Raw genomic sequence first — 20,355 nt, 5'->3', positions numbered from 1 at the left:
GGCGGGCCCCTGCGACCTCCGCGTGATCATGACGATCCAGGCGATCCGGGCCCCGACGAAGGGGGACGGTGGGGAGTCGGACTGTGCCGGCTCTCAGCCGACTGTAACGCACCACCCACCTTTTCCAACCAGGCAGTGTTCGGAAAAACGACTTTCGTCTCAGATGAGCTCGGCCAGGGCACCGCGTACGGCGGCCAGGCGCTGAGCGGCGATGTTCTCGTCGTAGGGCAGGTGCAGTCCGCGGCACTCAGCGGCCAGCTCGGCCAAGGAGCGGACCTCGGGGAAGCCGCGCGAGGCGAGCTGGGCGACCTCATCAACAACCGGCGAGCCCGAGGAGCCGGCCCCACCACCACGCAGGTCGACCCACTGACCCAGGCGCCTAGCCGCGCGGTCCAGGCTGGAGGTGACCGTGTGCAGGGCGTCGTTGAGCTGAGCGACCTGACCGCTCACGGCCCGCAGCACGGGGTCCAGTCCGCGGAAGCCGGACTCGAGCGCCTCGCACAGGTCCGTCAGGGAGTGCACGGCATCCACCTCGCTGCCGTCAAGGATGGACTGGGCGAAGCGCCCCACCATGAGGGTGAGCAGGCGCATGAGGGCCACGGAGAAGCGCAGCTCGGTGACCGACTGGTGCAGGACCTTGAGCCGCGAAGGCAGTCCGGTCAGCTCCGATCCCGCGGCCCCTGTGAGCTCGGCGATCCGCTCGGCGAGCATCTGCGTCTTGGTCTGGGTGCTGTTGCCGACGTCGTGGGAGACCAGCTGACCGATACGACCCACCCGCGCCTCCACCATCCGAGCGGAGTCGTGAGTGGCCTCCATGGTGGTGATGAGGCGCAGGTACTCGTCGAGCTCGAAGACCAGGGCGTTGGTGTCCTTCTCCATGGCGGCCACCGTGTTGAGGATCCGGGCCACGGCGCCCAGGCTCTCGGGAGCGACCGCCGGCACGCGCACCCCGGAGTTGACCAGGGCGGCCACCTCACGCGGCAGGGTCGCCAGCGTCATGTCGTGCAACGAGGAGAAGCCCAGGGCCGTCAGCTCCGCGGCCAGCTCGCGACCACCGAACTCGCCGAGCTGGTGGCGCGAGGCGCCCCGGGCCTCGAGATCGCGCTCCTTGGCACGCACCCGGCGGTAGGCCTCCTCGACCTTGTCCCGGGTCACGGCGTCCATCGGTTTGATCCGCACTGAGAGGTACCCCTGACGCAGCGGCACGATCGTGGCGAAGACCCGGTAGTCCAGACCGTCCACCGCGCGGTTGGTGATGTAGCCGCAGGCCGGACGCTGGGACTGCAGATCGTCCCAGATGAGGCGGAAGAGGCCGGCCGGCATGTCCAGGTGACGAATGATGTTGTGCGGAGCCCCGATGAGACGTTCACGCGAGTAGCGCGAGAGCGTATCGAATGTCCGGTTGGTGTTCTTAATAACACCTTTGAGGTCCGTGGTGGAAAAGAAGATGTCCTGTGGATCGAACAAGCGCTCGTACCCGACCTGCGATTCCATGGGTGCTCTCCTTCATGGTAGATGGTTCGCGGGAGCACCTCGTCGAGGACCATTTCCTTAGCTCCTCGCACAGTGCCGGAAAAACCTTAATGACACGCGCGGGCCCGCGGAAGACTATTTATGACATTGTCACCAATGAGGTGGAATCTATATTGTGGATTATCACCAACTACTCCCCCAGGCGGCTCAGACTCTCGCGGACCGTCGCCACCCGCTCACGGATGACGGACTCGTCCAGGGTCACGACGACGCCGCGAGCCTTGGCGGCCAGCTCGGCCAGCGAGGCCGTCTCCGGGAAGCCCTGCTCACCCACGGCGATGGCCTCCTGCAGGGCGGCCTCGGCGTCGACACCCTCGACGAGAGCCTGGGCCCCCTCATCCTGAAGCGCGCGGATCCAGCGCTGGAAGGGCCGCTTGACACGGTCGAGGTTGCTGACCACGGAGCGAAGATCGCCCTCCAGGCGCTCGGCCAGGTTCGCCGCCTCCTGGCAGGAGGGCACGAGCTCCTCCAGGTCGGAGAGCATCGCCTCGGCGAGGTCGCCGATGGCGTCAGCGGACTCCCCCTCCTGACCGTCCAGGACGGCGGCGGCGAAGATGCCGGCCATGAGGGTGTGCAGACGCATCATCGAGCTGCGGAAGCGCACCTCGGAGGCCGCCTCGTAGAGCGCCACCAGGGAGGAGTTGAGCTGACGGAGCACCTCGACGGCCTGAGCCCCGCGCTCCTTGACGCGCTCGGAGACAGTGGGGACGGAGGACTCGCCGTCGGGACTGGTCACCTCCTCCATGAGGGAGCCCACACGGTTGGCCCGGTCAATGACCGAGCGCACTCCGCCGGCCCAGGAGCCCAGGCCGTTGATGAGCTCCTGGTACTCGCCGAGCTGGTAGATGAGCTCGTCGGTGTCCCGCTCGATCGCCCCGACGGCCTGAAGGACGGCGAACATGGGATCGTCCGACTCGGCGCGCGGCGGCACTCGGACGCCCTCGACGACCAGCAGCGCCAGCTCGCGCGGGAGGGCGGCCCGGGCGAAGTTGTGCAGGTCGTGGTACTGGAGCCTCGCCAGCTCCTCAGTCAGCAGCGACGCCCCGTGCTCGGCGACCTCCCGGCGTCCGTGGCCCTCCTCGGCGTAGGCGCGCTCGGCGGCCCGGACGCGGGCGTAGATCTCCTTGACGGGGGTGAACATGGCGTGGTTGGTCGGGCGCACACGCACGGACAGGTAGCCGTCGGTCAGCGGGGCGATCGTGGCGAAGACCCAGTAGTCCAACCCGTCCTTGGCCCGATTGAGCACGTAGACGCAGGAGGAGCGCCCCTGCTCGAGCTCATCCCACATGAGCTTGAAGGCTCCAGCGGGCATATCATCATGCCGAATGATGTTGTGCGGAGAGCCGACGAGCTCCTCGGCGCTATGACGGGACAGCGAATCGAAGACCCGGTTCGTTCTGCGAATGACGCCCTTGGTATCCGTCGTTGAGAAGAACAGGTCCTCGGCACCGAAGCGGCGCTCGTTGCCATCGACGTATTCCATGACTCTCCTGCTGTTGCTGTATGAGGGAAATGAGGTCGGCGCCGGCTCACCGGCGGCGACACACTGGATGAGGAGACGGCTGAGATACCACTGGGCCGCTCTCTATGGGGCTACGCTACGGAGTAACGTTCTGGTGCACACGAATGTGGAGATCAACAACCAAGACGCATGACCGCATAAGCATGTCACAGCACTCGCGTCACTGCGTCACCGTTCGGTCTCAGATCGGTAACACAGTCGAGACACAGGTTGCGCTGTGGTCGAGCACAGCGCCTTCCTGTTGAATAGACGACGTGACTAACGCCCCCACCGAGAACCTCACCCGCGCCGATGGCTCCCCCTTACGCGTCCTGGTCGTCGACGACGAGCAGATGCTCGCCGACCTGCTCGCCTCCGCCCTGCGTTACGAGGGTTGGGAGGTCACGACCGCCGGGACCGGGATCGCAGCCGTCCGCTCCGCCCAGGAGATCGACCCGGACGTCATCGTCCTGGACATCATGCTGCCCGACTTCGACGGCCTGGAGGTCATGCGTCGGGTGCGTGGCCACCACCCGAATGTACCGGTCCTGTTCCTGACGGCCAAGGACGCCGTCGAGGACCGGGTGGCCGGGCTGACCGCCGGCGGCGACGACTACGTCACCAAGCCCTTCTCCCTGGAGGAGGTCGTGGCCCGGCTGCGCGCCCTGCTGCGCCGCTCCGGGGCCAGTGAGGAGAAGCCCGCATCCCTGCTGGAGGTCGGGGACCTGCGCATGGATGAGGACTCCCACGAGGTCTGGCGCGGTGACGACGAGATCCAGCTGACCGCCACCGAGTTCGAGCTGCTGCGCTACCTCATGCGCAACCCCCGCCGGGTCCTGTCCAAGCCGCAGATCCTGGACCGGGTGTGGAACTACGACTTCGGCGGCCAGGCCAATATCGTCGAGCTCTACATCTCCTACCTGCGCCGCAAGATCGACAAGGGCCGTGAGCCCATGATCCACACGATGCGCGGCGTCGGATACGTCCTCAAGCCGGTCGCCGGCACGGACGAGCGCGCCTGAGCACCCGCAGATGTCCCAGCAGCCAGCACCGACCAGGCGGCGGATGAGCCTGCGCTCGTGGCGGCCCGGCTCATTGCTCACGCCTCCTCGCAGTCTGCGCACCCGGCTGGTGGTCGGGGTGCTCGGGCTGGTCCTGGTCATGGCGGCGGTCATGAGCGCCTTCTCCACCGTCAGCCTGCGCCACACCCTCATGACGCGGACGGACAGTCAGCTGATGGCGGCCGCCCAGCGCGCCGCCGACAAGCGCCACGACCTGACGCAGGAGGCCAGGAAGGCCTCCGAGGAGGCGGCCCAGGAGGGCGCGGAGAAACCCGACGGCCAGCCCGACGGGACGGGCGGGACCGACGGCGACCCCGACAAGCAGGGGGTCCCTCCCGGCCTCGACGCCGCCGGGCAGTCCACCGGCACGCTGACGCTCATCACCGCGCAGACATCGGCCTCCGGCAGCGAGGCCGCCGCCTACATCGACAAGAACGGCCACTACGCGGCCATCTCCAAGGAGGACTGCCGGCTGCTGCTGTCCGAGGCCACCGAGGACCACCCCGTCACCGTCCACCTGCACCACCTGGGCAGCTACCGGGTGGTGGCCACGCGTGACGAGGCCTCGGGCAGCACGGTCATCACCGGGCTCTCCCTGGAGGGCGACAAGGCGCTCATCCGCACCCAGCTGCTCATCGAGTTGGCGGTGGCGCTGGTGGGAGCCCTCGTGGTGGCCCTGGCCGGGCGGACCATGGTGCGTTCCTCCTTGGCGCCCCTGGAGCGGGTGGCCCGCACCGCGCACCGCGTGGCCTCTCAGCCGCTGGAGCGCGGCGAGGTGAGCATCGAGGACCGCGTGGAGAAGGCGGACCTGGACTCCTCGGCCGAGGTCGGGCAGGTCGGCGGCGCCCTCAACACGCTGCTGGGGCACGTGGAGTCCGCCCTGGCCGCGCGCCAGCGCTCAGAGACGCAGGTACGCCAGTTCGTGGCCGACGCCTCCCACGAGCTGCGCACACCACTGGCCTCGATCCGCGGCTACACCGAGCTCATCCGCCGGGAGGGGGCCGATGCCGACCTGCCGGAGGAGGCCACCTACGCCCTGGAGCGCGTGCACTCCGAGTCGGTGCGGATGACGGCCCTCGTCGAGGACCTGCTGCTGCTGGCCCGCCTGGACGCCGGGCGCGAGCTGCGCCGCGAGGAGGTGGACCTGGTCGGCCTCCTGGTGGACACGGTGGCCGACGCCCGTGCGGCCGGCCCCGACCACGACTGGCAGCTGGACCTGGCCGTCCTGGAGCCGCCGGCCGACGCCACTGCCGAGGAGGCCGAGGACTTCCTGCCCGAGCCCCCACTGGTCATCGGCGATGAGGCCCGCCTGCGTCAGGTCATCGTCAACCTCCTGGCCAACGCCCGGGTCCACACCCCCGCCGGCAGCCACGTGACCACGACACTGGCGCGCGAGGGCGGCACGCTCATCGTGCGCATCCACGACGACGGCCCGGGGATCGCTCCGGACGTGCGCGAGCGCCTCTTCGAGCGCTTCGCCCGGGGGGACTCCTCACGTGAGCGGCGCACCGGCTCGACGGGCCTGGGCATGTCGATCGCGCTGGCGATCATCCAGTCCCACGGCGGCCGCATCGACGTCGACTCCTCCACCGCTCCCGAGGACCACGGGACCACCTTCACCGTCAGGCTCCCGGCCGCCACCGTCGAGGATTAGGAGCCAGAACCCACCCCTCAGGGCCGGCCACTGCACGAGGGCCGGGAGCCACTAAAAGAGGGTCGGCTGTACTCCACGCAGGTCGGGCCTTCGTGCAGTACGCACAACCCGTGGCCAGTAGGTCCCGACCTTCGTGGAGCGGACAACGAACGCCCCTCGGCGAGGGCTCACGTGCTCGACGGCGTCGAGTGCCCGTCAGTCGCGATGGCGGGGGTCGTGCTTGCGGCGGGTGCGGCCCCAGTCGGTGAGTGAGACGAGCGCGGACAGGGACAGGCAGGTGACGCCGACGACGGCCACAGACCCGGTGGCGTAGGCACCGAAGAGCTGCCAGCGCGAGTCCGGACCGTCCAGGTGCCGCCACACCCAGGCCCCCAGACCGAGCGCCCCCAGGGTGCACACGATGCCGGTAACGGCCAACAGAATGTTGCCGACGAACTGGTGCCACAGACGCGGCCCGGCGGCCGTCACCGGGATCGTCCCCACGGTGGTCAGCTCGGGCACCTCACCGGAGCCCTCCTCCCCGGTTCCCTCGCGCAGGGACCAGGGGGCGCGCCAGGCCCCGCCGGCCACGGCGAAGGCCCCCCAGGCCACGGGCACGAAGATCCCGGCCAGGACGTCGGAGGGGCGGTGCCACTGGCACACGAGGGTGGAGTAGCCCATGGCGATGGTGAACAGCGCCCCCGCCCAGGCCGACAGCGGCCGCCAGCGCCGCCCGGACAGCAGGATGAGGGCGACCGCGGCGGAGGCCGCCATGGTCGTGTGCCCCGAGGGGAGGGTGTTGGCGTTGTCCCAGCGCTCGGTGATGTTGAAGTCGGGCCGCCACAGGAACTGGTACTTGAGGATCTGGGTGGTCAGGTTGGCCCCGGCCACGGCGACGACGGCCCACACGGCGCGCCGGTGGCTGCGCCGCAGCAGACCGATGACGAGGATCGTCACCACGAGGACGACCGCCGCCGGCATGGACACCACGGACAGCAGGGTGCGGGCGTGGGCGCTCACGTAGTGCGAGCCGATCTCCGAGCCCTCCAGGGCCATGGCGTCAAGAACCTGGCCGGTGTGGGTGAATACGAACAGTCGCCACAGGCCGAGCGTCGCCGCCAGGCAGGACAGGGACAGCAGACCTCCGCGCAGACGCAGCTGTCCCAGGGAGCGGGAGGTCTGCGTCTGGAAGGAGGCCACCGGCCGATCGTAGGTTCTCGCCCGCACCATCCAATAGGAAGTCAGCAGCGATTCCTGTGCGGGACTGCTCACGGCTCGTGTGCCTCCACGTCGCTGAGCGGGTCATCGACCGGTGCGCCGGCGGCCTCGGTGATCGGCCCGTCAGGGGGCTGCGCCCCCGGGGGCCGGCTGCCGGTCCCTCCGAGCCGCGGCGGCCGAGTCCTTGGCGGCCCGTCCACCGGCGCCCCGGGAGCGCCGGCGACGACGCATCCACCACAGGCGCACGAGGATGCCGGTGACGATCGTCAGAATGACGACGACGGCGGCGATGATGGCCTTCATCCAGGTCTGCATGGGGGCAGGCAGGGCCTTGGCCTCCTCGGCCGCGGCGGCCGTGGGGTCCATGGGGACGCGCTCACCGGTGACCAGGAGACGGTGGGAGTTGACGCCGTAGGGCGTGCAGGTGATGAGGGTGACCAGGTCGCGTCCGGGGACCTTGCGCAGGGAGTCGGTCTCATCGGGCTTGACGACGGTGATGTCGGTGATCTCGTACTTGAGGGTCTGCCCCAGGGAGGAGATGTAGAAGGCGTCGCCCTTCTTGACCTGGCTGAGGTTGTCGAACATGGTCGCGGTGGACAGCCCGGTGTGACCGGTGAGGACTGCGTGGGTGGAGGGGCCGCCGATCGGCAGGCTCGTGCCGAACAGGTGCCCGACCCCCTCCGCCAGGGTACGGCTGTCGGTGCCGTGGTAGACGGGCAGGCTCACGTGGATGGAGGGGATGACGATCCGGGCCATGACCGGGTCGATGTCCATCTCATGGAGGTAGGCCTGGTACTGGGGGGTGTCGGGACGCTGCAGCTCGAGCCAGGGGTCGAGGATCGGCGCGCTCTCCAGGTTGTTGTTGTAGGTCTCGGCGGAGGCGCGCTCCGCGGCGATGGCCTCCGGCCCGGCCGCGTTCACGGAGGCGGTGTACATCGTGGCCAGGCGCTGCTGCTCATCGTTGTTGTGCCGAGTCGCCATGACCGGGTACAGGAGAACGGCGACGCCGAGCAGGACCAGGGCCAGTGGGAGCCAGGTCAGAAAGTGCTCGCGCAGGACCTTGCGGCGGGCCGCCTCGTCCGGGCCGGTCCCAGGGGAGACCGGTTCGCCCGGGCCGGGCCGCGGAGCCGCGCCGTCGGGCCCCTTCTCGGCCCGGCTCATGCAGGGCCGGGTAATGCGGTCGCGAAGTAATGGGGGTAGCGCTGTCACGGAGAACCGTGCCTTCCTTCGTCGGGTTGTCTGCGGAGCTCGCTGTGAGGGGCGGATGGGGATCGGTGGCGGGTTACCGATGGGGAGGGAGGATCCCTGCAACGCCCCGTGGGGGAGACGGGTTCTCCCGCCTCCCCCGCAGTGAGCAGTCAGCAGGATGACGACCGGATGGGGCTCGTCGCCCCGTGGCCGTCAGGAGCGGTCAGTGCCTGGCGGCGTGACGGCGCTTGTTGGCGTAGGCGGACACCGCGCCACCGATCACCAGGAGGGCGCCCGCGACCGTCAGGAAGATGACGCCGTTGGCACCGGTGAGCGGCAGGCGGAAGCCGGCGTTCTTCGGCACGTCGGTGACGGTCACCGCGGTCGCGGCCTTGGCCGTGGCCTTCTCAGCCATGACGCGGAAGGGGATCGGGTCGGCCTGGAGGTTGTAGCCCTCGGGCGCCTTGGTCTCAACGAGGCAGTAGTGGTCCTCGGCGGTCAGCTGGTCCTGGGACTTCGCCACACCGTTGACGTAGTCGTTGGCGCGCAGGTAGTTGATCTCCACGACGCCCTGGCCGGAGGTGGTGAAGGTCTTCTGCCCACCGATGGTCAGCGGGTCGACGGTCGAGGTGCTGGGGTCGGCGTCACGCAGTGTGGCGCCGCTCGCGGTCTTGGTGCACTCGTAGACCTGGAACTGGGCGCCGTTGTACGTGGTCTTGTCGGCCAGGTCGTCCGTACCGGTCTTGGTGACGACCACCTTGCCGTACTTGGACAGCGCGGGGGTGGTGGGGATGCCGGGGACCTTCGTGCCGGGGCGGTTCGGGTCCCAGGTGAAGTTGGGGCTGTCGTTGGGGATGAGGCCCGCGGTGTTGGACAGGTCTCCCTCCAGGTCGACGTTGGCGTCGAACGTGGCGGTCAGGGTCACCTGGATCTTGGTCTCGCCGTTGCCGTTGTAACGAGCCTCGGAGGCCTTGCGGCGGCCCTCCTCGGTGAGCTGGATGGTGGCCCAGTTGTGGTCGGCGCCATCGGCGGTGATGAGGGTGTAGTCGGTGGTGTTCGCCAGGGTCATCCCGTTCTGACCGACGATCTTGACGACCGGGGTGAGGGCGTCCTTCTTGATGCGCTTGTCGAGCTGGTCAACGACCTCGTAGCGCTTGATGCGCGCACCGCCCGGGTAGTCCACCTTCGGGATGGAGGTGGTGATGGTGTAGGTGATGTCGTGACCGGAGCCGGGGGCCGGCTTGTCCGTCACCTGCTTGTCCACACCGGAGATGGTGTTCTTGGGGTAGACGTGGACGTTGTAGTTCCACGCGGTGGTGTCCTGCGGATTGGTCATCGGCAGGGTGACGACGAAGTCCTCGGCGGGGATGACCTTGTCCGGGGTCCTGGTCTCGCTGACGAGGTAGGCGCCGACCTCGGTCTGAGCGTCGGTGAAGGCGGCCAGGCCATCACCACCGGTGGTGATCTTCTGGACGGTACCGGACTTGAAATCCTTGGTCTGGGAGACGTCGCCCTTGAGCTTGGCCAGGGTCTCCCAGCCCTCGGACGTGGTCAGGTCCACGCTCAGCTTGGTGATGGTGAACTCGACGCCGGAGACGGGCTTGCACTCGGCTGCAGGGTCCTCGTTACCGTCACCCTCCTTGACGCCGTTGGTGTCGGTCTGCTCGCACTTGTGGATGGTCAGCGTCGTGGCCGCGTCGGGGTCGATGGTGGAGCCGTTCGGGTCAGCGGGTGCCGCCGCGCCGGTCGGGGCGACGAGCGCGCCAGCGGCGAGCGTCATCGCAGCGGCGAGGCCGAGGCCCCGGCGCGTGGTGAGGGAGTGCATTTCTGTTCTCTCCTGTGTTGTTGGGATGGATGAGGGATGAATGGGGTGACCCGCGCGCGACGGAGCGGAGTCGTGGGTTCTTCTCGCGATCAGGCCGAGCGCCCGAACGAGGAAGTCTTTCGTTGACGTAGCGCCAGCAGGCCGGCGCCGGTAATGGCCGCGATCCCGACGGCGATGTTCATTCCGATGCCGCGTCCGCCGGACAGCGGAAGGGTGCCGACCTGGAGGTCTCGGACGGTGATCGTGTCCTCGGACTTGCTGGCCCCGCTGCGCGAGACCGTCAGTGCCGAGCCGTCTGGAGTCGCGGTGATGATCTCGATGCCCGTGTCGGTCACCTTGAAGCGGGCCGGCTTGGCCATGAGCTGGTGCCCGGCGGGAGCCTTGGTCTCCACCAGCCAGTACTCGCGGTTGATGGCCAGTCCCGTGGTGGTGAAGGTTCCGGTTCCCTTGCCGCCGGTGAAGGTCACACCGTTGGTCAGGGGCTTGGCACCCGGGGTGGAGGGGTCCATCGGGTAGATGTCGAAGGCCGCGTCATCCAGGGGGCCCTGACTACCGGTCTTGACGATCGACAGGACGCGCTTGCCGGCATGGGGCGAGACATTGGCGCAGGCCACGTCGTGGTCGGGCCGGGTGTCGGAGTCCTTGCCCGCCTGAGGAACGACCTTGTTGTACAGGCCGTGGCCGGGAACGAGGCGTGCCTTCTCCGTGGTGCAGGACAGCAGGTCATCGCGGTATCCGGAGGCCGACGGGTCGATCTTCACCGTGAAGGTGACGGTGTAGCGGATCGTCAGGCCCGAGTACAGCTGCTCGTTGTCGGACAGGCGGTAGGAGCCGTCGGGCTGGGCGGAGACCGTCCGGGCCGGCCCCGTCTCGCGCTGCACCTTGACCAGGGTCGGGTTGATCCCGGGGGCGAAGGAGGGCTTGTCGTCGATCGGCCCGGTGGACGCGGTCAGCGATCCCTCGTTGGTCACGCTCGCGGTGTAGACGACGTCGAAGGTCGAGCCGTTGCCCGGCTGAGTCGTGACCTCCTTGGAGAACCTCAGCCTGCCGGAGGTGGACAGGCAGCCGTGGTTGTTCCCCCCGCCGTCGGTGTCGCCTTCCATGGCGATGGTGTTGACCAGGCCGGAGGGCTTGCCGTCGGCGCGCTGGTGACCGCACTGGAAGTCGGACTCGTTGTAGCCCGGGGTGCTCTCGCGAACCGTGAAGGTCATCTGCACCGTGAAGGTTCGGCTGCCGCCGTCGGCCCCGGTCCGGGGAGCGGCGGCGAGGCTCTCTCCGGTGCCCGCCTTGATGAGGGTGATCGAACCGTTGAGGGTTCCGGTGGTGGGGTTGATGGTGGGAAGGGCGACACCCCGGGCGTCGACGCCCTTCTCCAGGATCCGCACCTTGCGCAGGTAGGTGCCGGCGGGCATCTGCGGGGTGTCGGTGAGGTCGGCGACCACCGGGCTGGCAGCCAGGGAGGTGTTGGTGACCGTCACCGTGTAGCCGGAGGTGAAGGTGCCGTCGCCGTTACGGACCACGTCGAGCGGGGTCTTGGAGGCCTTGAACCGGGGGCTGATGGGCAGAGTGCCGCAGGCTGCGGCCTCCTTGGGCTGCCCGTCGCCCTTCGTGGTCACCGAGGCCTTGTTGTAGACGGCCTTGCCCTGGCTGACGGCTCCGGGGGTGCAGGTCCCCTGGACACCGGGCAGTCCGGCGTCGGGACCGGAGACGTTGAGCACCACCGTGTAGATGTGCTTCTGGCCCGCGGGCAGGGTGATGCCGGTCTTGGTGTAGGCGACCCCGGCCTGAGGCGTCTCCGTGCCGGTGATGGCACCGCCGGAGATGCTGACCTTGTGGACGGTGACCCCGCGGGGAGCCTGCCAGGCGTCGTTGAGGTCGTAGGTGAGGCCCGCCTTGGCGGAGGGGTTGGTCACCGTGATGGTGTAGGTCTGGTCGAAGGTGGTGCGGCCATTGACCTTCTCGGCGCTCTTGGCGACCTTGGTGAAGGTCTTGGCGATACCGGCGTGCGGGAGGACGGAGTTGACGACCTTGATCCTCACGGCGCCCTGCGTGGAGTCGGGGACGGTGAAGGTGACGCCACCCGCGTTGCCCCTCGTCGGGGCCACGGCGGTGGAGGCGACCTCCTTCTCATGGTCGCCCGGGCTGGTGACCACCTTGAAGGCGGCCGGGTCCTTCCAGCTGAGGCTTCCACCGGCCGGAGAGCCCGGCTGCTTGAGCCCCCTGGCGTCACGGGCGTCCTCGGTGACGGTGCAGGTGGCGCCCACGCGCTGGGCGGGCAGGTCCGCGGCGTTGCCCTTGGCGTCCACCGTGATCTTGCCGGCGGAGATGGCCTTGCCGCCGGGACCCGGGGTGCAGGTGTAGCTCAGGGAGTAGGAGCCGGCCGTGGCGGCGTCGGAGGCTCCGTCGACGGTCTTGACCGCGCTGACGGGAGTCTGCTGGGGCTTCTGGTGCACGACGCAAGTGACGTTCCTGCCCTCGCCCAGCACGAACGTGTTGTCGCTGCTGACGGGCGCGTCACTGCCGTCGTCATCGGTGCAGACCCAGGGGCCGTTCTGCGAGTAGTCCTCGGGGCCCTTGCCTGCGGAGAGGACGTAGGTGCCGCCGGCGGTGTAGACCTTGCTGACGGCGGGTGTGCCGCTGGCGCCGGTGATGGTCTTCTGCCCGAAGAGACCCTCGGTGGCGGGCTTGGCGGTCAGGGTCCACTGCTCGGGCCTGGCGTGACCGGCGTCGACGACGGCCACGAGGGTGACGCGCCCGCGGCCGACGACGTACTCGTTGTGCCAGACGCACTTGACGGCGACCTCGTCCTGACGCTCAGCGAGCTGGGTCTCATCGAGGCGGATCGTGCGCTTGTCGAGGTCCACCGAGTCGGACTGGTCCAGGCGGGTGGTTCCGTCACGGCGCAGCAGCGGCGCTCCCCGAGTCCCCGCCGTACAGGTGACGTTGCGGAGGAACCAACCGGATGTCCGGACATCGCCGGTGTTGCGGTCGACAACGGCCTGCGGGTCGGCCTGCGCCTCCTGAACCGTGGCGGCGTCGTTGGGGGCCAGCAGGGTGTAGGTCCGCGGGTCCACGGCCTCGCCACTCCAGGTGGGGGTGAGTCCGGAGGGGGTACCCCAGTTCTCGTGACCGTAGGTGCCCTCGGGTGAGGCGTTGAGGTAGGTGAACTGAGGAATCGTCAACGACCCGTGGACGGATGGGTCGGCCTTGATGTCCTTGGCGAAGGTGACGGGGCGCTCCTGCTCCAGGGAGCCGTAGAGGCACCCGTAGGAGATGGACTGCTCTCGGGTGATGAAGCGCTCCTCAAGGCCCGCGGACTCAGCCTTGGACAGCTGGGCCTGACAGTTGTCGGAGCTCCCGTTGTTGACGAATCCCCAGAGCTTCAGCTTGTACCTGATGCCGGTGCTCGGGTCGGTCCAGGCCGTGTCCGAGCGGTCGGACTTGATATCGAGGATGTCGTCCGAGCAGCTGCGCCCATTTTTGTCCGTGTAGTCCTGGGACATATATCCATCGAATCGCACCAGACGGTTATTCTGGTACATATACACGTAGTTGCGCCCATAACGTCCAACATTTCCCCTGGAGTCATAGGCATAAGAAGTCGGGATCACCTCCCCCTCCCTGCCGTAGTCTCCAACGATCAGCCTGCCGTCGGAATCGATCTTTCCAGTACAGGTGTTAATCGTGTCTTTTTCCACCCAGGGGAAGTTCGCCTCGATCGTTCCGGCCGTCCGGACAGTGAAGCTCCCGTAGTAGGCCGTCTCCGGCCTGGCCGGGTTGGTGACCGCGCTGGTATCGGAGTAGATGGGACGGTTGACGTGCCTCATCATTCCGACAAGAAAAACCTGACCGGCCTTGACGGATGTGGTGTTGGATGGCTGGAACCCCAGGGAGGACTGACTGCCCCAGGAGGGGTCCCCCTCGAAGCCCGGGCAGCTCCCACCGAGCTCCCGGCGCCCGTAGCCAACGGTGGCGTAGGATCCGCTGCTCCCCTTGACCACACCGGTGGAGTAGTCGCCGCCGGCGGGCGAGTAGCGGATGCAGGCCCGAGTGGCGGCCCATTGCCACGGGAGCGCCGAGTAGTAGTAGCCGTCCGCCCAATCGGCAATGACGTCACTCCCCTCGGTGTTGCGCACGTACGCGATCTGCACCTCGGTCTCCCCCAGGGGGACGCTGAGGTCGCTCGTGGCCGCATCCACAGACGGCACCAGCCACGGAAAAGCCACCATCATTACCGAAACAATGGCAACAGAGCTGAACGCGGCAAAGAATTTGCACAGAATTCCGTCGTGCCCGCTTCGCGAGCACCTTGATATGCGGGGCATGCCGATGTGATTCCGATCATGAGAGACGGTAGCGCTGAGGTGCGCCACAAACTTGGCTGCCAAGAAATGTAGAACTCCCACAAGCATCCCGATACTCGAGAGCCCCCTCAGAGAACAACAATCGCGCATCTTTGCGCGACACAACCACTTTCCCCAGAGATACCGCAGATCGCCCTACGTCACAGTTGTGCATCGTTCATGGTGGGGAGGTCACGATAATTAAGGGCAGGCGGCGAACATAAATCGCCAGTCTCAAAAAAGAGAGATTACCTACCGCATGCTCACTGAAAGCAGGCGCCTTTTTGAATTTTTTTCGGCGCGTAATTCTCAGTCGACAGTGAGGAAGCCCATGGTCACAAGGCGCCGGGTCGCCTCGACCATCTCCGCGCGCAGCGCGGCCGCATCCGCACGATTCAGCTCACTGAGCGCGGCGACCGCGGAGGCGACCTGCCCGATGCTCAGCTCGCCGTCGGCCACCCCGGCCAGGGCGGCCACCGCCGTCGAGGCCTGCAGGGTCCGTCCCAGCCCTGCGCCCTGACGCAGCAGGATGACCGTGGGTTCGGCGGCCCCCGGGATGAGGTGACGCTCCTCGGTGACGTCGGGGGCCAGTACCGGGCGCAGGTCGGCGACGGCCTCGTCGTCGAGACCGGCGAGCAGCTCGCGCACCTCCAGCACCTGGGCGACATGAGGGCCCAGGACCCCCTGGCCGGAGGTGGTCACCTCCTCCAGGAGGCGCCAGGGCTCGCGGGGGCGCCGGGGACGGTGGACGATGAGGTAGCCGAAGCCGATGCCCCGGACTCCGCGGTCCTCGAAGTCGTCGATCCATGCCTCCAGGGCGGTCTCGAAGCCCCCGGCGTCACGCTCGAGGGTCAGGCCGCCGTCGCGCAGCCACATGGTGGCGTACTCCACCGGGTCCTGGACCTCGCGCTCAATGACCCAGGCGTCGAGCTCCTCGGGGATCCAGGCGGCCACGGCGTCACTCCACGCGCCGACGCCACGGTGCTCCCAGTTGCCCAGCATGACGGCGACCGCGCCGGGCTCGAGGTGTTCGCCGAGCCCGGCGACGAGCGCCGGCAGGACGGGGCCGCCGGCGTCGCGGTACTCCATGAGGGGCAGACCGGCCTCGCGCACCGCCGGCGGGGTGAGGACGAAGGGAGGGTTGGAGACGATGAGGTCGAAGCGACGGCCGGTCACCGGCTCCAGGAGGGAGCCGCGCAGGAGCTCCAGTCGGCCGGCACCGGAGTCGGAGCCGGCCTCAGAACCGGAGCCGGTGTCGGCGTTGGGGGCACCGATGACGCTCACGCCGGCCAGGGCCGCGTTGAAGGCGGTGAAGGCCAGGGCGCGAGCGGAGATGTCGGTGGCGACGACGCGCTCGGCGTGACGCAGCAGGTAGAGGGTCTGGATGCCGCAGCCGCAGCCCAGGTCCAGGGCGGTGCGCACGGGGGTGCGCGGGGTCAGGCCCGCCAGGGTGAGGCCGGCGCCACCGACACCCAGGACGTGGTCGGGGGCCAGGGCCCGGCCGGTGACGAGCTCACCCAGGTCGGAGGCTACCCACCAGCGGACCTCGCCGGCGTCGTCGACGGCCTCATGGGGGCGCAGGTCGAGGCGGGCACGGACGCATCCGGTCTCATCGGGCTCGCCGACCAGGCCGATGGCGGCCGCGCCCGCCGCTGCAGTGCGGGGCAGGGCGGCGTCGAGAGCGGTGGCGGGGACCGGCTCGCCGAGCATGAACAGGGCGGTCAGGACGGCCACGGGCGAGGGGGCCGGCCCGGCGGCCAGGGCGGTGCGCACGGCTCGCAAAGCGGGCAGACGAATCTCCCGGCGCAGGGCGGCGTCGGCGACCTCGCCCAGGAGCGCGGCCACCGCCTCCACTCCCCAGCCGGACTCGGCCAGGTCCGCCCGCAGGCTCACCGCCTGCTCGGGCGTGAGCGTCGGAGGCGGGAAGGACGACGACGGTTCGGACGCGGACCGGGCGCTCGCAGGGTTCATGAAACCGACCGTAACGCGGGGCGCCGCTCGCATCGGGCGCCCCGCCGCAGGGGCGCCCGCCGGCTCACAGGTGTGTTGGCTCCTGGCCTCGACGAGGATCGAATGCCCTGATGTCGGGGCTGGTTCGGCTGCTCACACTCGTTCGGGTGGTGCGGGGCGTGTACTGCACGAGGGTGGGGTGCTCCTGGAGGAGGGTCGGGTGCACTTCGGGTAGGCAGGGCCTTCGTGCAGTACGCACAACCCTTGACCACTAGATCCCAACCCGCGTGCAGTAGACCAGCCCGAGGTGAGACTCAGGGTGGAACCGACGTCGAGTCATGGCCTCCGGGCCTTCGCACGGGAGCCAGAAGGGGTCAGACAGAGGGGTCGGGCGGGGGCAGGACCTGTGACGAAGGCACCGGGCTCTACCACCCACTCACTCCTGCTCGGCCCAGTGTCCACAGCGCTGACATCAACCGGCCCACCGTCGAAGCGGCCACAGAGGATCCCTGGAATGCTGCGGTTCATCTTCGGCGTGCGGCGTCGGTGCGGGGGTGATGTCAGCACCATGGACACCAGTGGCCCAGCAGCCCTCTCCCCTCGGCCCGCCGTCGGCTCCAGGGCGACCGCCCTGCCCGGGATCCCTCCCGAGCACACCTCAGACGTGCGGAGACAAAAGACCGCCGGCTCACAGGAGCCGGGAGGCGAGCTCGGTGTACTGGCGGATCTTGACCTCGACGTCATCGATGTAGCTGATGAGCATGACCTCCTCGGTGCCGTGATTCTCGGCGAAGGAGGACAGGGCCCGGGCGACCTCGTCATAGGTGCCCACGATGATGGCGGTGTCGCGCTCAAGGTAGCGCTCGACCTCGGCGCGGTAGGCGGCGTCGAGGGTGGCCGGGTCGCGGAAGCGCATGGGGCGGCCGGTGCGCAGGCTGAAGCGGGCGTCGGCGGCCACGAGTGCCTGCTCACGGGCCTCCTCGCGGGTGGCGGCGGCGCTGACGCACAGGGCGGAGAGGGTCTGGCCCCCGTGGATGGAGCCGTAGCCGCCGCGGTGGGGTGCGCCGTCGGTCCGGGTCCCCTGGCTCTCGGGGAGGTGGGCGCGGTAGTGGTTCATGATCTCGACCTGTTGGCGGCCGGTGAAGAACTGGGCGTAGGCGTAGTTGAGGTCGTGGACTCCGGCCCAGGCGGCCGACTGCCCTGAGGAGCCCAGGAGCCAGACCTCCGGCAGCTGGGTCGGGCGGGGCTGGACCTCGACGGAGGCGTAGGGATGCGTGGCCGGCAGGTCGTCGCGCAGGAGGGCGACCGTCTCCTCAATGAGGGTGTTGATGGCGTCGGGATCGATGACGCGGCCCTGGTTGAGGGCTCCGGCCGCGCGCATGTCCCCGCCGGGGGCGCGGCCCAGCCCCATATCGACGCGGCCGGGGTGGAGGGCGGCCAGGGTGGCGAAGCGCTCGGCCATCTGGAGCGAGCCGTAGTGCATGGCCATGACGCCGCCCGAGCCCACATGGATGCTGTTCGTGGCGTCCAGGATGTGCATCATGAGCAGGTCGGGCGCCGACGACAGGAAGGATCCGGTGCTGTGGTGCTCAGCCAGCCAGAAGCGGTGGTAGCCGGACTCCTCCAGGCCGCGCCCCAGGCGGACGAGGTCCTCCAGAGTCCGGCGAACCTCTCCCCCCTCAAAGAGTGGGACCTGCTCGAGGACGCTGATCCGGCTGAGACGAGGACTCATGACTTCTCCTGACCTGGTGTGCGACGGTAGTGGGGCAACACCGCGGGACGGCGGCTCATTCCGACTGAGCGGACCGGCGGGTGGAAGCCCCCGCGCAGCGGACGCGAACGAGCCCCCTGGGGTGTGTCACCGCAGCGTCACCAGATAAGGTATACCTTCTTAAAGATAGGACAACTTTTAGTTGCACCTATGGCGTTGGCGCCTTACGGTTGGACCGACGGAGCCGCCCCGCACCGGCCCCACCTGGGCCGGCACAGGCCGGCGCAGGCCCGCACCAACTCGCACCGCGATTCGCATCATTCAGGAGGCACCCATGGCCGTTCTCACCATCGGAGACCAGTTCCCCGCCTACGAGCTCACCGCCGTCGTTCCCGGCAACCTCAAGGAGGTTGAGGCCAGCAAGCCCGAGGACTACTTCACCACCGTCTCCTCGCAGGTTCCCGCCGGCACCTGGCGCGTCGTCTTCTTCTGGCCCAAGGACTTCACCTTCGTGTGCCCCACCGAGATCGCCGCCTTCGGCGACCTCTACCAGGACTTCAAGGACCGCGATTGCGAGATCGTGGGCGTCTCGGTGGACAACGAGTACACCCACTACGCCTGGCGCCGCAGCCACGACAAGCTCCAGGACCTGCCCTTCCCCATGGCCAGCGACCTGAACCGCGAGCTCACCGAGGCCCTGGGCATCAAGCGCGCCACCGGTGAGGCCGACCGCGCCACTTTCATCATCGACCCCCACAACGTCATCCAGTCGGTCTCCGTGACCGCCGACTCCGTGGGCCGCAACACCGAGGAGGTCCTGCGCCAGCTCGACGCCCTCCAGTCCGACGAGCTGTGCGCCTGCAACTGGCAGGCCGGCGCCGCCACCATCGACGCCCTGGGCGAGATGAGCTGACGGGCCCCGCCCCAGCCCCCTGACCTCCACCACCTGAACGACGAAACGAGAACACATGAGCATCGACAACCTGCGCTCCGCCCTGCCCGAGTGGGCCAAGGACCTCTCCCTGAACCTGTCCACCCTGTCCCGCTCCTCCTCACTGACCGAGCAGCAGCAGTGGGGCACCTTCGTGGCCGCGGCCGCCGCGACCCGCAACGAGTCCGTCCTGGTCCAGGTCATGGAGGACGCCCGCACCCACCTGTCCGAGGAGGCCATCGGCGCCGCCCTGGGCGCGGCCTCCATCATGGCGATGAACAACGTCGCCTACCGCACGCGCCACTTCCTGGGCTCGGCCTACGAGAACGAGCGCATGGGCCTGCGCATGAACATCATCGGCACCTCCGGCGGTGTGGAGAAGGTCGACTTCGAGCTGTGGAGCCTGGCCGTGTCCACCATCAACGGCTGCGAGAAGTGCGTGACCGCCCACGAGGCCACCGTGCGTGGCGAGGGCCTGAGCACCGAGCAGGTCTGGGAGGCCGTGCGCATCGCCGCCACCCTGACCGGCGTGGCCCAGGCGGTCGGCGTCGTCGAGACCCTCGACTGACCCGGCCCCGACACGATCACCACAATAACGACGGCGGCCGCCGGTTCCCCAGGAGGAGCCGGCGGCCGCCGTCTGTCTAGATGTCTAGGAGCCAGTACCGCTCAGCTGCGGGGATCGGCGTCGATGGCGCCCTGGGTGTCGTCGAAGATCAGGTTGGAGATCTCGACCTGGACCATCTCCACCTGAGGGACGTCGTGCAGGAGGAGCGGGTCATCGGCGGAGGTCTGCAGGGCCAGCGTGCCGCAGCCGAAGAAGCGGTCGCTGACATCCTTGTCCAGCTGGATGTCGGAGATCCGGGTCAGGGGCAGGTCGTGGCCGACACGGCTGATGATGCCGGAGCGGGTGATGATGCGCTTGGTGGTGACCGTGTACGTGCGCATGTACCACTGCAGCCACGGCAGAATCAGCAGGGGGACGCTCACGACGAGGATCACCACCCAGATCGCCAGGACGCCCCAGGGCTGCCAGGTGGCGGGGGCCATGACCGAGGCGACGACGCCGACCACGAGCAGGAGGATCTCGACGACGAACCGCCACAGGAGGACCTTGATGTGGGTGTGCATGTGCCGCACCACGACCTCGTCGCGGCTCAGGAGCTTCTTCGACAGTGCCATGCCCCCATCGTGCCAGGCCGCCGGGGGTTCGCGCACCCGAAGGGCCAGGAGTCCCCGGTTCTCCACCATCAGCCGGGAGTGTTCGGGCCGCTGGGCGGGCGGGAGCGCCTCCGGGGGCAGGGCACCGGCAGAGCGGGGTGCGTTCACCCGGCGAGCATGCTCATGCCGACTGAGGCGACAACCGGAGCGATCCCCAGGATGACGAAGGCCGGCAGGTGGCAGGCGCCCAGCGGCAGGACGAGGCGCACCGCCAGGCGCTCGGCGGCCTCCTCGTCGCGA

The 20,355-nt window shown here is 68.7% G+C and carries 13 protein-coding genes; 4 read left to right on the top strand and 9 right to left on the bottom strand.

Annotation, left to right across the window (positions count from 1 at the left end):
• Positions 1-159: 159 nt before the first annotated feature.
• Both RIV12_RS07565 and RIV12_RS07560 read right to left on the bottom strand, forming a co-directional pair.
• Entirely contained in the window at positions 160-1,494 is a 1,335-nt protein-coding gene (locus RIV12_RS07565) for a PAS domain-containing protein (RefSeq protein ID WP_075417658.1), read from the bottom strand.
• Between the two features lie 169 nt (positions 1,495-1,663).
• A complete protein-coding gene (locus RIV12_RS07560; RefSeq protein ID WP_075417659.1) occupies positions 1,664-3,016 on the bottom strand; it encodes a PAS domain-containing protein in 1,353 nt (450 codons plus the stop codon).
• A gap of 293 nt (positions 3,017-3,309) precedes the next feature.
• Between RIV12_RS07560 and RIV12_RS07555 the strand changes: the two genes are divergently transcribed.
• Together RIV12_RS07555 and RIV12_RS07550 are read left to right on the top strand one after the other, a co-directional pair.
• Complete coding sequence (locus RIV12_RS07555) at positions 3,310-4,056, top strand: response regulator transcription factor (protein WP_075417660.1); 747 nt, start codon at positions 3,310-3,312, stop codon at positions 4,054-4,056.
• Positions 4,057-4,066: 10 nt separating this feature from the next.
• Positions 4,067-5,749 carry a sensor histidine kinase gene (locus RIV12_RS07550; RefSeq protein WP_428978922.1) on the top strand — a complete coding sequence of 561 codons (1,683 nt, stop codon included), beginning with the start codon at positions 4,067-4,069 and terminating at the stop codon, positions 5,747-5,749.
• A 195-nt stretch (positions 5,750-5,944) separates the two neighbouring features.
• Here RIV12_RS07550 and RIV12_RS07545 read toward each other — a convergent pair whose 3' ends face one another.
• The 6 genes from RIV12_RS07545 to RIV12_RS07520 form a co-directional block, all read right to left on the bottom strand.
• A complete protein-coding gene (locus RIV12_RS07545) occupies positions 5,945-6,928 on the bottom strand; it encodes a phosphatase PAP2 family protein (protein ID WP_075417738.1) in 984 nt (327 codons plus the stop codon).
• Positions 6,929-7,069: 141 nt separating this feature from the next.
• The gene (locus RIV12_RS07540; RefSeq protein WP_256695478.1) at positions 7,070-8,107 is read right to left on the bottom strand and encodes a class C sortase; all 1,038 of its coding nucleotides are present in this window, start codon (positions 8,105-8,107) and stop codon (positions 7,070-7,072) included.
• A 250-nt stretch (positions 8,108-8,357) separates the two neighbouring features.
• Positions 8,358-9,959: a SpaH/EbpB family LPXTG-anchored major pilin gene (locus RIV12_RS07535; RefSeq protein WP_075417662.1), complete on the bottom strand. Its 1,602-nt coding sequence runs from the start codon at positions 9,957-9,959 to the stop codon at positions 8,358-8,360.
• An 89-nt stretch (positions 9,960-10,048) separates the two neighbouring features.
• Positions 10,049-14,158, bottom strand: a complete 4,110-nt coding sequence (locus RIV12_RS07530) for a SpaA isopeptide-forming pilin-related protein (protein WP_309323024.1) — start codon at positions 14,156-14,158, stop codon at positions 10,049-10,051.
• Positions 14,159-14,611: 453 nt separating this feature from the next.
• On the bottom strand, positions 14,612-16,273 hold the full coding sequence (locus RIV12_RS07525) for a DUF7059 domain-containing protein (RefSeq protein WP_309323023.1): 1,662 nt from the start codon (positions 16,271-16,273) through the stop codon (positions 14,612-14,614).
• Positions 16,274-16,940: 667 nt separating this feature from the next.
• On the bottom strand, positions 16,941-17,984 hold the full coding sequence (locus RIV12_RS07520; RefSeq protein WP_309323022.1) for an MsnO8 family LLM class oxidoreductase: 1,044 nt from the start codon (positions 17,982-17,984) through the stop codon (positions 16,941-16,943).
• Between the two features lie 313 nt (positions 17,985-18,297).
• Between RIV12_RS07520 and RIV12_RS07515 the strand changes: the two genes are divergently transcribed.
• Both RIV12_RS07515 and ahpD read left to right on the top strand, forming a co-directional pair.
• Positions 18,298-18,876 carry a peroxiredoxin gene (locus tag RIV12_RS07515; RefSeq protein ID WP_309323021.1) on the top strand — a complete coding sequence of 193 codons (579 nt, stop codon included), beginning with the start codon at positions 18,298-18,300 and terminating at the stop codon, positions 18,874-18,876.
• A 55-nt stretch (positions 18,877-18,931) separates the two neighbouring features.
• Positions 18,932-19,462 carry an alkylhydroperoxidase, AhpD family gene (gene ahpD / locus RIV12_RS07510; protein ID WP_309323020.1) on the top strand — a complete coding sequence of 177 codons (531 nt, stop codon included), beginning with the start codon at positions 18,932-18,934 and terminating at the stop codon, positions 19,460-19,462.
• A gap of 101 nt (positions 19,463-19,563) precedes the next feature.
• On the opposite strand, the gene RIV12_RS07505 is transcribed toward ahpD, so the two are convergent.
• Positions 19,564-20,076 (bottom strand): PH domain-containing protein, encoded by a 513-nt coding sequence (locus RIV12_RS07505; RefSeq protein ID WP_075417739.1) that lies wholly within the window; start codon positions 20,074-20,076, stop codon positions 19,564-19,566.
• Between the last annotated feature and the right edge of the window lie 279 nt (positions 20,077-20,355).

Source organism: Actinomyces stomatis (genome assembly GCF_031292835.1).
Classification (GTDB): Bacteria; Actinomycetota; Actinomycetes; order Actinomycetales; family Actinomycetaceae; genus Actinomyces; species Actinomyces stomatis.
Note: the sequence above shows the minus strand (reverse complement) of the source record. Positions and strands in the feature narration are given on the sequence as shown.